Annotated in this window: 10 protein-coding genes; 5 read left to right on the top strand and 5 right to left on the bottom strand. The window is 68.9% G+C overall.

The genetic code is table 11. The features are described 5' to 3' along the window. Nucleotides 1–2 precede the first annotated feature (2 nt). Nucleotides 3–1,616: an FGGY family carbohydrate kinase gene (locus tag IG171_RS02620; protein ID WP_212129683.1), complete on the bottom strand. Its 1,614-nt coding sequence runs from the start codon at nt 1,614–1,616 to the stop codon at nt 3–5. Next, complete coding sequence (locus tag IG171_RS02625) at nt 1,613–2,728, bottom strand: sugar-binding domain-containing protein (protein ID WP_212129685.1); 1,116 nt, start codon at nt 2,726–2,728, stop codon at nt 1,613–1,615. Before IG171_RS02625 ends, IG171_RS02620 begins: the two co-directional genes overlap by 4 nt. 131 nt (nt 2,729–2,859) lie before the next feature. Between IG171_RS02625 and IG171_RS02630 the strand changes: the two genes are divergently transcribed. The 5 genes from IG171_RS02630 (at nt 2,860) to IG171_RS02650 (ending at nt 9,512) form a co-directional block, all read left to right on the top strand. Continuing rightward, on the top strand, nt 2,860–4,218 hold the full coding sequence (locus IG171_RS02630) for a sugar ABC transporter substrate-binding protein (protein ID WP_212129687.1): 1,359 nt from the start codon (nt 2,860–2,862) through the stop codon (nt 4,216–4,218). Nucleotides 4,219–4,323: 105 nt separating this feature from the next. Further along, complete coding sequence (locus tag IG171_RS02635; RefSeq protein ID WP_249204273.1) at nt 4,324–5,220, top strand: sugar ABC transporter permease; 897 nt, start codon at nt 4,324–4,326, stop codon at nt 5,218–5,220. Then, nucleotides 5,217–6,176 carry a carbohydrate ABC transporter permease gene (locus tag IG171_RS02640; protein ID WP_212129689.1) on the top strand — a complete coding sequence of 320 codons (960 nt, stop codon included), beginning with the start codon at nt 5,217–5,219 and terminating at the stop codon, nt 6,174–6,176. The genes IG171_RS02635 and IG171_RS02640 overlap by 4 nt, the downstream gene beginning before the upstream one ends. 82 nt (nt 6,177–6,258) lie before the next feature. Next, complete coding sequence (locus tag IG171_RS02645) at nt 6,259–7,779, top strand: mannitol dehydrogenase family protein (protein ID WP_212129691.1); 1,521 nt, start codon at nt 6,259–6,261, stop codon at nt 7,777–7,779. A 77-nt stretch (nt 7,780–7,856) separates the two neighbouring features. After that, nucleotides 7,857–9,512 (top strand): glycoside hydrolase family 3 N-terminal domain-containing protein, encoded by a 1,656-nt coding sequence (locus IG171_RS02650; RefSeq protein ID WP_249203991.1) that lies wholly within the window; start codon nt 7,857–7,859, stop codon nt 9,510–9,512. 19 nt (nt 9,513–9,531) lie between these two features. On the opposite strand, the gene IG171_RS02655 is transcribed toward IG171_RS02650, so the two are convergent. From IG171_RS02655 to IG171_RS02665, 3 genes are all read right to left on the bottom strand, one after another. Continuing rightward, nucleotides 9,532–10,365 carry a sulfurtransferase gene (locus IG171_RS02655; RefSeq protein WP_212129693.1) on the bottom strand — a complete coding sequence of 278 codons (834 nt, stop codon included), beginning with the start codon at nt 10,363–10,365 and terminating at the stop codon, nt 9,532–9,534. 112 nt (nt 10,366–10,477) lie between these two features. Continuing rightward, the gene (locus IG171_RS02660; RefSeq protein ID WP_212129695.1) at nt 10,478–11,782 is read right to left on the bottom strand and encodes a class I SAM-dependent methyltransferase; all 1,305 of its coding nucleotides are present in this window, start codon (nt 11,780–11,782) and stop codon (nt 10,478–10,480) included. Nucleotides 11,783–11,792: 10 nt separating this feature from the next. After that, complete coding sequence (locus IG171_RS02665; protein WP_212129697.1) at nt 11,793–12,821, bottom strand: phosphotransferase; 1,029 nt, start codon at nt 12,819–12,821, stop codon at nt 11,793–11,795. Between the last annotated feature and the right edge of the window lie 13 nt (nt 12,822–12,834).

Below are 12,834 nucleotides of genomic sequence, written 5' to 3' on the forward strand. Positions count from 1 at the left end.
TCTCAACCTTTCGCGGATGCGGAGGCATCCGATGATCGCCGGTGATCGTGCAGTGAGTTCTGGTCGGTGGACAGTGAGTGTTCGCGTGCAGTGGATCTGGTGACGTCGTGCGTATAGGACCGGTACTGCTGCCGCACCCGAGACGGTCTCGGGTGCAGGGTGGCGACGAGTTCGACCGGCCACTTCGGCAGTCTTCCGGTCAGTGTCCACGCAGCCTGCCTGGCAGCGCCGATGGCCACGTACTCGGCCTGTTCGGGGACGTCGATGGGTACCGTGAAGATGTCTCTGGCGACCTCCCGAACGGCCGGGTTGCGTGCGGCCCCACCGATGAGCAGCAGCCGCCGGGCGTCCAGGCCCTGGGACTGGACCGCGTCGAGGCCGTCGGCGAGACCGCACAGCATGCCTTCGACGAACGCTCGAGCGACGTTCTCGGCCGAAGCGTTCGCCAAGGTCATCCCCTCGAGCCGGGCGGTGGCATCGGGCAGGTTCGGGGTGCGCTCGCCTTCGAAGTAGGGCACGAGCGTGATGCCGTTCGCGCCCGGGGACGATGCCAGCGCCAAAGCTGCGACCTCGTCGTGGCTGATGCGCAGCAGTGTGCTGGCCGAGACGAGGACGCGCGCGGCGTTGAGAGTCGCGACCAGGGGAAGACGACCGCCGTCTGCGGAGGCGAAACCGGCGACCGTTCCGCTCGCATCGGCGATGGGCACCTCGGTGGTGCCGAAGACCGTGCCCGAGGTGCCGATGGAGATGACGACGTCGCCGGAGGCCACCCCGAGTCCGAGTGCCGCCGCCGCATTGTCCCCGGCCCCGGGGCCGACGAGGAGGCCCTCCGTCGTCCGCCCGGCAGGCTCGTGGTCTCCGAGGACGCGGGGGAGGATGATCGCCGAGGCGGTGGCGACCCCCGAGGCGGCTCCTGGAACGGCCGCGTGTCCGCCCTCCGTCGCCGGACCGCTCTTCGTCGCGGGTGCCCCGCGTGCCTCGCGGGCGGCGGTTCCGAACGCGGTCCGGAAGAGATCGAGATCGTAGCGACCGGTTTCAGGATCGAAATAGGCCGTGCCGCTGGCATCGGAGGCATCGGTGACCAAGGCCTCGAGCACCGGGCCCCGGGCGGAGCAATCGGCCGGTCCATAGCCGAGGAATCGCCAGGTCAGCCAGTCGTGGGGGAGGGCGACGGCAGCGACCCGGGACGCATTGTCGGGTTCGTTCTCGCGCAGCCAGCGCAGCTTCGCGCCGGTGAACGAGGCGACGGGCAGGACTCCGGTGCGGGCAACGAAGTCCTCGGCCCCGACCTCGGCGATGAGATCGCGGGCGGCGGCATTGCTGCGCAGATCGTTCCACAGAAGCGCGTCGCGGATGACGCGTCCCTGGCTGTCGAGGGCGATGAGCCCGTGCTGCTGGCCGCTGATGCTGACCGCGGCCACATCGTCGAGGCCCCCGGCGGCGGCGATCGCCGACTGCAGCGCGGTCCACCACTGCTCGGGATCCACCTCGGTGCCGGGCGGGTGCGGGGCCGAACCGGTGCGCACGACGGCTCCGGAGTCGGCATCGGCGATGACGATCTTGCAGCTCTGCGTCGAGGAGTCGACTCCGGCGACGTACCTGCGGGCCGCGGTCATCGTTGCTCCTCGTCCGCTGCCGACAGGTCCTTCGCCGAGTCGTCCGCTGCCGACTCGTCCTTCGCCGAGTCGTCCACGGCTGCGTCGACCGTCGCAGCCCCGTCGAGCAATGCCTCTTCCACCCCGGTATCGCCCTGCCCTGCTTCGTCGAGCAGCGCATCGGCCAGGGCCCGGTCGATGACGGCGATGTCGAGGATCTTCGCCGCGCAGGCCGCCCGCACCGCCGGGGCCCGTTCGGCGCCGCGGGCGACTCCCACGGTCGTCGTGGCGCGGCGCAGCTGGTCGAGGGAGACGGCGATGACCCGGTCGTCGATCGTGGTCACATCCCGGCCGGCGGCGTCGAAGAGCCGTCCGGACACCTCGGCGATGGCACCGTCGTCGATGCCGGATTGCCGCTGTGCCGGTGTGCACTTCTCCCACACCGAGGACAGGCCCTCGGCCCAGGAGGCGACGGAGACCACCGCGAGGTCGAGGTCATCGGCGGCGGCGAGAGTGCCGGAGATCTCGGGCAGGGCACGCAGATCCGCGGCGGTCTCGGCCTCGGTGACCAGCAGCGGAGCCGGCAGGCGGACCATGCTCACCGCATGATCCTGACCCAGCCGGGTGAAGATCTCGGCGCTGGGCCGATGCGATTCCAGGCGCAGGGCCCCGGCGAGCTGGACGATCGTGCACCGGGGCAGGGCCGGGGTGAAGGCGGCGGCGGAGTCAAGGGTCCGTGACCAGGACAGGCCGATGCGCATCCCGGGCCGGGCCTGCCGGCCGACCAGCGCCAGGGCGGCCCGCCCCATCTGCTCGGAGGCATCGGCGTCGTCGGGGATGTCGACGATGACGACCGAACTCAGCCCCAGCGCCGAGGCGATGCGTTCGTCCGCGCCGTCCTCCTCACCGGCATCGGCCTCGATCGTGATCGTCACGACACCGGTGTCGACGGCCTCGGCGAGGAGTCGGGCGACCTGGAAGCGGCTGAGCCCGTTGGCCTTGCCGATCTCGACCTTCGACCGGCCCTCGAGGTAGTGATCGCGGGCCAGCTGCGCGAGAAAACGGCGGTGGCGGGCGGTGGGCACCGTGGACACGGTCCTCCCTTCGGCGGCGACGACATTGTTTTCGCTCATATGTGAAGTGTTGCACATCTGATGGGTTCGTGACACAGTATTGCACATATGAGCACCGACGCTCATACGATTTTCTCGCAGCGAACCCGACGGCGGGCAGCAATCCCGCGAAGACGAGGGAAGGCACAACGATGAAACACCTGATCACCGGCCGAGGCGCCATCTGGGCGGCCATCGGCATGGTCGGAGCACTCGCACTGTCCGGATGCGGTGGTGCCGGCGGCAGCGGCGGCGGAGGAGGAGGCGATGAGGTCAACGTCCTCATGGTCAACAACCCGCAGATGAAGGACCTGCAGAAGCTCACGGCCGACCACTTCACCGAGGACACCGGCATCGAGGTCAACTACACCGTGCTGCCCGAGAACGAGGTGCGGGCGAAGATCGGACAGGAGTTCTCCGCTCAAGCCGGCAACTACGACGTCGCTTCGATGTCGAACTACGAGATCCCGACGTATGCGAACAACTCATGGCTGACACCGATGGACGAGGGCGTGGCCGATGCTGAGGGCTTCGACCAGGACGACATCCTCACCCCCATGGCGGAGTCGATGACCGTCGACGGCGAGATCTACGGCGAACCCTTCTACGGTGAGGGTTCGTTCCTCATGTACCGCACGGACATCTTCGATAAGGCCGGAGTCGAGATGCCCGAGAACCCGACCTGGGACGAAGTCGCCGAACTCGCCGCGAAGGTCGACGGAGCCGAGAAGGGCACGAAGGGCATCTGCCTGCGCGGACTGCCCGGCTGGGGCGAGATGTTCGCCCCGCTGACGACCGTGGTCAACACCTTCGGCGGGACCTGGTTCGACGAGAACTGGGACGCCCAGGTCGATTCGAAGGAGTTCAAGGATGCCACGAACTTCTACGTCGACCTCATCAAGGACCACGGGGAATCCGGCGCCCCGCAGGCCGGATACACCGAATGCCTGACGAACCTGCAGCAGGGCAAGGTCGCCATGTGGTACGACTCGACGGCCGCCACCGGCACCCTCGAAGCCGACGACTCCCCGGTCAAGGGCAAGATCGGCTACGTCGCGGCCCCGGTGAAGGAGACGGATGCCAGCTCCTGGCTCTACACCTGGGCCTGGGGCATCCAGGCGGCGGGCAAGAACCAGGACGCGGCCAAGCAGTTCGTGGCCTGGGCGTCGTCGAAGGCCTACGAGGAGACCGTGGCCGAGGAACTAGGCTGGCAGCATGTGCCGGCGGGCAAGCGGACCTCGACGTATGAGAATCCCGACTACCAGAAGGCCGCCGAGCCCTTCTACGAGCAGACCGAGGACGCCATCAACTCGGCCGATCCCGAGAACCCCGGCCTCCAGCCGCGGCCGACGCTGGGCGTGCAGTTCGTGACGATCCCGGAGTTCGCGGATCTGGCCACGGGCATCTCCGAGGACGTCAGCTCCGCCATCGCCGGACGCACCACCGTCGACAAGGCGCTGGAGAAGGGACAGAAGGACGCCCAGAAGGTCGGAGACAAGTACAAGAAGTGACCGATCGGCCTCGGGGCGCGAACCGTTCGCCCCGAGGCCTGCCCACCCACTCTTCTAAGGATGTGCGAAGTGTCAGCACCCGCCGCCGAGCGTGCCTCGCAGCCGATCACGCCGCCCAGACCCCGTGCCAAGGCCCGATGGCTCAAACGTGCCCCCATGCTGCCGGCGCTGATCTTCGTCATCATCGTCACCCAGATCCCGTTCGCGATCACCATCATCATCTCGTTCATGAACTGGAACGCGGCCTATCCGGACGACATCGGCTTCGGCACCGTCGACAACTACGTCACCGTCTTCACCGACGCCGATCTGCTGCGGGCCGTGCTCGTGACCGTCTCCCTCACCGTCGCCGTCGTGCTCGTCTCTGCTCTGCTGGGTCTGGGCATCGCCCTGCTGCTGGACCGGAAGTTCATCGGCCGCGGATTCGTCCGCACCCTGATGATCACCCCGTTCCTCGTCGTGCCCGTGGCCGCGGCGCTGCTGTTCAAGCACGCCATCTTCAACCCCTCCTACGGTCTGCTGGGTGGACTGCTGACGACCGTGTTCGGTGAGAACGCACCTCAGCCGGACCTGATGAGCTCGGCCCCGCTGGTGGGCATCGGCCTCGTCCTCGTGTGGCAGTGGACGCCGTTCATGATGCTCATCATGCTCGCCGGGCTCCAGTCCCGACCGATGGACGTCTACGAGGCGGCGCTCGTCGACGGTGCCGGACACTGGCAGACCTTCCGCTTCATCACCCTGCCCCACCTGCGCCGCTACATCGAGCTCGCCGCTCTGCTGGGCACGATCTACATCGTGCAGAACTTCGACATGGTCTTCACCATGACCTCCGGAGGACTGGGCACGGCGACCCTGCCCTACGTCATCTACCAGGAGTTCTTCGTCGCCCAGGACTACGGAGTGTCCTCTGCCGTCGGCGTCATCGTCGTCGCCGCCTCCCTCATCGTCGCCACCTTCGCCCTGCGCACCGCATCCACCCTGCTCAAGGAGGAGAACTCATGAGCTCCCCAGGCGTTTCGACCACCCTCGGCCGTGCCCCGGGCACGACCGCGAACCCCGCCCGCGACGAACCGGACGCACCGGGATCGGCAGACCCGCCTCGGCGGAAGGCGAACGCGCCGAGGCGGCCCGGGCAGGGACGCACCGGCAAGGTCCTGCTCGGCATGCTGGCCTGGGCCATCGGGCTGGTCTTCGTGACCCCGCTGGCCTGGATGCTGCTGACCAGCCTGCACGCGGAGACCGATGCCTCGACGAACCCGCCGAGCTTCTTCGCCCCGCTGACGCTCGAGTCCTATATCAGCTTCTTCGGCGGCGGAAGCGGAGCGAACCCCTGGCCGTTCCTCATCAACTCGGCCGTCGCCGCGATCGTCTCGACCCTGATCGTGCTCGTTCTGTCGACGATGGCCGCCTATTCGCTGGCCATCCGCCGCATCGAACGCTGGTCGGATGTGCTGTTCTTCCTGCTGTCGACGAAGATGCTGCCGATGGTCGCCGGTCTCCTGCCCGTCTACCTCGTGGCGAAGTCCCTCGGCATCCTCGACACCTGGCTGCTGCTCATCATCGTCTACTCGGCGATGAACATGCCGATCGCGGTGTGGATGATGCGGTCCTTCCTCGCCGAGGTGCCCGTCGAAGTCCTCGAAGCCGCCGAACTCGACGGGGCGAAGCTCCCACGCGTGTTCGCTCAGATCCTGCTGCCGCTGACCGCGCCCGGCCTGGCCGCCACCGCGCTGATCTGCTTCATCTTCTCCTGGAACGAACTCCTCTTCGCCACCGTGCTCACGTCCACGGCGGCCTCGACGGCGCCGGTGTTCCTCACCAGCTTCGTCACCTCCCAGGGGCTGTTCCTGTCCCAGGTGTCGGCGGCCTCGCTGGTGATCTCCGTGCCCGTGCTCGTGGCCGGAATCGCCGCGCAGGACAAGCTCGTCCAGGGCCTGTCGATGGGTGCGGTCAAATGAGCGCCGAGCCCCAACCGATCCCCGCGCGGCCCGGCGCCGAGGCTCGACCGTCGCACACCCACCACCGGCTGAAGGAGACCCCATGACATCGAACGAACGGGAAGACCGGCTGTCGTTGAACGCGCAGAATCTGCCGGCGCTGTCCGAGAGCGGCATCAGCGTTCCCGACTACGACAGGTCTGCGGTGACCCCGGGGATCGTCCACTTCGGTGTCGGCGGTTTCCACCGGGCGCATATGGCGATGGTCGTCGACGATCTGCTGCGGGCCGGTCTCGCCCGGGACTGGGGGATCGTCGGCGCCGGCGTCCTCGCCCACGACGCGGTCATGCGCGATGCCCTGGCCGCACAGGACCACCTGTACACACTGACTCTCAAACACCCCGATGGGGTGAAGGAGAGGCGGGTGATCGGCTCGATCATCGACTACCGCTTCGGGCCCGACGATCCGCAGGGACTGCTCGCTCTGCTCACGGACCCGGCCATTCGCCTCGTCTCCCTCACCGTCACCGAGGGCGGCTACAACGTCCACCCCGTCACCGGCGAGTTCGTCAGCGACGACCCGACCATCGTCGCCGACGTCGCGGCCCTGAGAGCGGGTGCGGCACCGGCCACGGTCTTCGGCTATGTCGTCTCGGCGCTGCGGCACCGCAGGGAGCAGGGCATCGAGCCGTTCACCGTGCAGTCGTGCGACAACATCTCCCATAACGGCCGGGTCGCGAAGCAGATGTTCTCCGCCTTCGCCCGCCTCGTCGATGAGCGGCTGGCCGAGTGGATGGATGCCCACGTGGCATTCCCGAACTCGATGGTCGACCGCATCACCCCGGCCACGACCGACGACGATCGGGCCGAACTGCGCTCGGACACCGGCGTCGTCGACGCCTGGCCGGTCGTGGCCGAACCCTTCTTCCAATGGGTGCTCGAGGACGCTTTCACCGCCGGTCGGCCGCCCTACGAAGAAGCCGGAGTCCAGCTCGTCGACGATGTCCGACCCTATGAGCACATGAAGCTGCGCCTGCTCAACTCCGGACATCAGGGACTGGCGTACTTCGGTCTGCTCGGCGGCTACACCTTCGCCCACGAGGCGATGGCGAACCCGGACATCGCCGCCTACCTGCGCAGATACATGGACGAAGAGGGCACCCCGAGCCTGGCGCCCTTGCCCGGCATCGATCTGGACGCCTACAAGGACTCCCTGATCGAGAGGTTCAGCAACCCGGAGATCCGTGACACGCTGGCCCGCCTCGGGGCGGAATCATCGGACCGGATCCCCAAATGGCTGCTGCCTGTGGTCATCGACAACCTCGCCTCCGGCCACCCTGTCGAGGTGGCCGCCGCCATCTGCGCCTCCTGGGCCCGGTACGCCGAAGGACACGATGAGACCGGCGGCCGGTTCACCATCGTCGACCGATACGCCGAGCAGCTGCAGACGGTCGCAGCGACCCAGGCCGAGGACGATCTTGCCTTCGTCCGGCAGGAACAGTTCTTCGGTCATCTGGCAGATCAGCCGCGGTTCACCGAACCCTATCGGGCGGCGCTGGCTTCGCTGCACGAACGCGGGGCCAAGGAAACAGCCCGCCGCCTGGCCGCCCACGAGCCGCTCTGAGAATCCGGGCCTGAGCCCGCCGCCGACCAGCCCCGCCGCCGACCGGTGCCCTCAGGCAGAGCGTCTAGCATGGAGACATGCTGTCATCTCGCCTGAGCATCCTGGCTCTGACCACGACCCTCGCGCTCGTCGGCTGCTCCGGTGGGGCCTCGAGCCCCGACTCCGAGAGCTCCGAGGGCCAGTCATCGGCCCGACCCGGTTCGCAGTCCCAGGCCGGACCGCAGTCCGAGGGACAGACGGATCTGTCCGATCCCGCGAAGGCGGACCCGGCCGATTACAGGGACGAGGCCGAGGACATCGTCGGTGACTTCTCCGATGAGGAACTCGCCGGGTCCCTCATCGTCGGCACCTGGGAGGACACGAACACCCAGACGGCGGTGGACATGGTCGAGCAGAACCACCTCGGCGGGGTCATCGTCATGGGCTACAACCTGTCGGAGAATCCGACGACCGAGCAGGTCACGGACATGACCGAGCAGATCTCGGCCGCGCGCACGCAGGGCCAACCGGTGTCGATCGGGGTCGACCAGGAAGGCGGCCCGGTCTCCCGCCTGTCCACGGCCGCCCTGCCGTTCCCGCCGCTCATGGCCCTGGCCGCCGCCGACGACTCCGACCTCGTCACCGAGGCCACGACGGTGCAGGCGGCGAACCTCACCGACCTCGGCTTCTCCATCGACTTCGCCCCCGATGCGGACGTGACCACGGGACCGGATGACGTGACGATCAACGTCCGTTCGGCCGGCACCGACCACAAGGACGCCGCCGAGGTGGTCGCCGACGCCGTCGACGGCTACCGGGCCGGCGGGGTCGCGAGCTCAGCCAAGCACTTCCCGGGACACGGCCGCCTCGGCGTGGATTCCCACGAGAGCCTGCCGGTGTCGAAGAAGTCGATCGAGGAACTCGAGGACACGGACCTGCTGCCGTTCAAGTCCGCCGTCGAGGCCGATGTGCCGATGGTGATGATGGGCCACATCGGGCTGCCCGATGCGAAGACGACTCCGGCGACGCTGAATGACAAGGCGTACTCGGCGCTGCGGGACACCCTCGGCTTCGACGGCGTCATCACCACCGATGCGCTCAACATGAAGGCGGTGCCGCAGAACCTGGAAGGCGGTGAGACCGTCAAGGCGCTCGCCGCCGGGGCCGATATCGCGCTCATGCCGCCGGACTCGTCGGCCGCGCAGAAGGCGATCGTTGCGGCCATGGGCGACGGGACGCTGGAGAAGGACGACCTCGTCGAGAAGTCCGAGCGGGTCGTCGCCATGCAGCTGGCCACCGCCGATGCACAGAAGGCCGTGCAGTCAGACGGCGAGTCCGGGAACTCGGCGGATTCTGACGAGGACCAGCAGAAGGTCCTCACCGAGGTGGCCGAGAAGTCACTGACCGTGCTCAGGGGCGAATGCTCCTTCGCCGGCACCGACGCGATCTCGATCGTCGGCGGCAGTGAGGAGGAGCAGGCCGATCTGCGCCAGGCCGCCGAGGACGTCGGCCTCGAGGTCGGATCGGGCGGAACGTCGGTGAGCCTGAGTCCGAAGACCTCCGCCGAGGTGGCCGTCGGCACGGCCGCCCCGTGGACGATGCGCAGCACCTCGGCCGCGACCGCGGTGACCGCCTACGATTCGAATCCCTATGCGCTCAAGGCCGTGGCGAAGTGGCTCAAGGGCGACCTCGAGGCGACCGGCACGCTGCCGGCCGACTACGACGGCAGCGACAAGGCCCCCGACTGCGGCTGAGCCCGCACGCCGACCGAGCTCAGGCGCCGGTTTCGACCGGGCGTTCGGGGTCGGCCGACCAGCCCGACCAGCTGGCGGGGTAGAGGCTCGCCTCGACTCCGGCCACAGCCAGGGCCAGGGCGTTGTGGCAGGCGGTGACTCCGGACCCGCAGTAGACGCCGACCGGCCCCTCGAGCGCACCCAGCGCGGAGAACCGCTCCCGCAGGGCGGCCTCGTCGAGGAAGGACCCCTGATGGATGTTGCCGGTGGCCGGGGCGCTCTTCGCCCCGGGAATGTGCCCGGACCGCGGATCCATGGGTTCGGTCTCCCCGCGGAAGCGCTCGCCCGCGCGGGCGTCGAGCAGCACCCCGTCCCAAGCGGCCACGGCATCGGCGTCGATGACCGGCAGCGAGTTCGGGGAGATGGTGATGTGACTCGGTTCGAGCTCGGGTGAGGCACCGGTCTCGAGCCGACCTCCGGCGGCTCGGTAGGCGGCCAGCCCGCCGTCGAGGACGCGGGCATCCAGTCCTGCCCAGCGCAGCAGCCACCAGGCACGCGCGGCGCCGAGGGAGGAGTTGTCGTCATAGACGACGACCTCGGTGTCGTCGGTGACGGCCCAGGAGCGGACGGTGTCCTGGAACTGTTCGGCGCTCGGCAGCGGGTGTCGGCCGGCCGTGGGCTCCGTGTTCGCATGGTCGGCGAGTTCGGTGTCGAGGTCGACGTAGATCGCGCCGGGAATGTGGCCGGCGGCGAAGTCGTCCCGGCCATCGGGCTTCGGCAGGGTCCAGCGGACGTCGAGCAGCCTCGGCGTCGGACCGGATGCCTGCAGCCTCAGCAGCTCTTCGGCGCTGATGAGGACATCGGAGCGGTTCATTTCGGTCTCCTTCTTCCGGGGTGATCAGGGTGGGCGGCGCAGGACCCGGCGCCTGCACGGCCGGCAGGCGGCGCAGGGCACGGTACCGCTCCGCTCATAGCCGGCGCAGTCATCACAGGGCGCGGGTCAGCAGCACGACGTGGCGTTCGCCGAGCCGGGTGAACACGAGTGTGGCCTTGTCTCCCTTCGGCAGTTTGAGCTGGCGTCGGACCTGGTCGGGCACGATGTCGGCGCCGCGCTTCTTGATCACGACCGAACCGATGCCGCGGCTGATGAGCTCCTTGCGCAGGCTCGCGATCTTCGCGGGCAGGACGTCGATGACCTCATAGGCGCTCACCCCCGCCGAGGCGGGACCGCTCGGTTCGACGTCGGTGGTCAGGTACGCGATCGTCGGGTGCACGCGCCGGGCCTCCAGCGGGCCGCACAGTGCGGTGACGAGTCCGGCCCGCACGATCGCCCCATCGGGTTCGAGCAGATAGGAGCCGAGCTCGCCGATGTCCGCCTCGTCGGCCTCGGGCAGATCGTCCTCGTGGACGAGCAGGGTGCGCTCTCCCATGACCAGTGCGCTGCGGCCCGGGCGCTGCCGGGCGGTGCCGAAGTAGAGGCAGACCTCGACGACCTCACCGTTGTGGGAGACCCACTGTGCTTCGGCGCCCTCGGGGATGAGCGCGTGGTCCAGTGCCGGGCCGAGCTTGACCCCGGCCGCCTCGGCCTCCTCGGCCCTGTCGACGACCCAGGACAGTGAGGGGGAGAAGGCTTCGGGGTCGCTGATCCGGGAGGTCGATCCGCGGCGGTCGGCCTTGCCGATGGTGCGGCGGGCCGGGTCGAACCACAGGGCGTCGAAGCCGGCCAGGTCGACGTCCTCGGCGCGGGCGTGTTCGACCGAGGCATCGGGCAGGTGTCGGAGGTTGAAGGCGGCGATGGCGGCGGTGACCTCATCGGCGTCGACGGCGGTCACCTGCGCGCCCATTCCGGAGAAGGCGATGGAATCGGCGCCGATCCCGCAGCCGAGGTCGGCGATGCGCAACGGCGCCTCGCCGTCGGTCGGTGGCGCCTCGCCGTCGGGTGCCGGTGCTTCGCCGTCGGTCGGTGGCGCCGAACCGTCAGCCGCGGCGGCATCGGCTTGAGCCGCATCCCCGATCAGACGCCGGGCGTGGTGGGCTGCCACGGGCAGCCGGGTGGCCTGGGCGAGTCCGTCGCGGGTGAAGAGCATGTCGTCTGCGAAGGGTCCGAGCTTCGCTGCCGCCTCCTTGCGCAGCCGCGCCTGGGTGAGCAGCGCGGCGGTCACCTCGGCGGAGTGGCCTTCCTTCCGCAGCGCCGAGGACCGTGCCAGTTCGTCGCCGGGCAGGTCGTCGATGCGGTCGAGCCGATCGAGGACGGCGACATCGAGCAGTTCGGTCAGTGTCTGCGGATCCATAGGCCTCACCCTATCGTCCGCGGGCGGACTCCCGGGCCAAGGCGTCTGCGGCTTCGGCCCACCCGGCGGCCGGGTCCTGGGCGCCGACCGCCGCGATCGACTGCCAGAGGAGGAGAACGGGCCACCAGGCCGCTTCGGCGTCGCTGAGCGCACGCACGGACTCGTATCCGTCCATCAGCGCGATCTGCGCGCTCCGCTCGGTCGGAGCCCAGTTGCGGAAGCGGGTGCCCAGGTACACGCTTGAGCGCGCGAGATCGAGGACCCGGTGGTCCAGGGTCATCTCATCGAAGTCGAGGATCGCTGCGATGGCGGAGCCGTCGACGAGGATGTTCGCCGACCGGAAGTCACGGTGGATCAGCTGAGGTGCGTCCTCGAAGGCGGGAGCCGCCTCGACCAGACTCCGCAGGGTCGCCGCGGCCTCCGGAGCGAGCCGATCGCCTCCGCGGCCCAGCCACGCGGCGATCCGGTCCTTCAGATCGGTGCCCTCAGCCGAGGAGACCGTCCGATCGCGTCGTCCTCTCCGCTGTCTCAGCGGTGGCGGAACCTCGCTGAGTTCGCCGAGGCGGTCGTGGAGATCCGCCAGAGCGCGACCGGCCGCTTCGACCGCAGCGAGATCGCTCGTGTCCAACCACTGTCCCGAGACCTCCGGCAGCACAGCCAGGGACAGCCGGCACCGGGGGCCTGCGACGACCACTCGGGCCGCACCTTCGCGGCTGGGCACCGGAGATGCCACCGGCGCACCGGCCTCGGCGAGGCGGGAGAGGACCGTCGTCGTTGCGTGGAGACGGTCGAAGAGGCCGGCCTCCATCGACCATTTGATGACGAGGGGACCGTGCCCGACGCTGGTGGCCCAGGCGATGGCATTGTGGTCGCTGATGACCAGACGGTCGCACTCGCCGATGTCGAGCCCCCACACCTCGGCGAGGGTGTCGGCCAGCCACGCTCGCACGTGGGCGCGGTCGCGGAAGCCGAAGCGATCGGCGAGTGCGAGACCGGGATCGTGGGTCTCCCAGAGCATGGACAGTCCCTCAGGCAGCATGGCAACACTCTAT

This window comes from Brevibacterium sp. SMBL_HHYL_HB1, from assembly GCF_018208375.1.
Classification (GTDB): Bacteria; Actinomycetota; Actinomycetes; order Actinomycetales; family Brevibacteriaceae; genus Brevibacterium; species Brevibacterium intestinavium.

Excerpts from the sequence above, each read along its gene's own strand:
- IG171_RS02620 (WP_212129683.1), bottom strand. The coding sequence starts at position 1,616 with ATGACCGCGGCCCGCAGGTACGTCGCCGGAGTCGACTCCTCGACGCAG.
- IG171_RS02625 (WP_212129685.1), bottom strand. The coding sequence starts at position 2,728 with ATGAGCGAAAACAATGTCGTCGCCGCCGAAGGGAGGACCGTGTCCACG.
- IG171_RS02630 (WP_212129687.1), top strand. The coding sequence starts at position 2,860 with ATGAAACACCTGATCACCGGCCGAGGCGCCATCTGGGCGGCCATCGGC.
- IG171_RS02640 (WP_212129689.1), top strand. The coding sequence starts at position 5,217 with ATGAGCTCCCCAGGCGTTTCGACCACCCTCGGCCGTGCCCCGGGCACG.
- IG171_RS02645 (WP_212129691.1), top strand. The coding sequence starts at position 6,259 with ATGACATCGAACGAACGGGAAGACCGGCTGTCGTTGAACGCGCAGAAT.
- IG171_RS02650 (WP_249203991.1), top strand. The coding sequence starts at position 7,857 with ATGCTGTCATCTCGCCTGAGCATCCTGGCTCTGACCACGACCCTCGCG.
- IG171_RS02655 (WP_212129693.1), bottom strand. The coding sequence starts at position 10,365 with ATGAACCGCTCCGATGTCCTCATCAGCGCCGAAGAGCTGCTGAGGCTG.
- IG171_RS02660 (WP_212129695.1), bottom strand. The coding sequence starts at position 11,782 with ATGGATCCGCAGACACTGACCGAACTGCTCGATGTCGCCGTCCTCGAT.
- IG171_RS02665 (WP_212129697.1), bottom strand. The coding sequence starts at position 12,821 with ATGCTGCCTGAGGGACTGTCCATGCTCTGGGAGACCCACGATCCCGGT.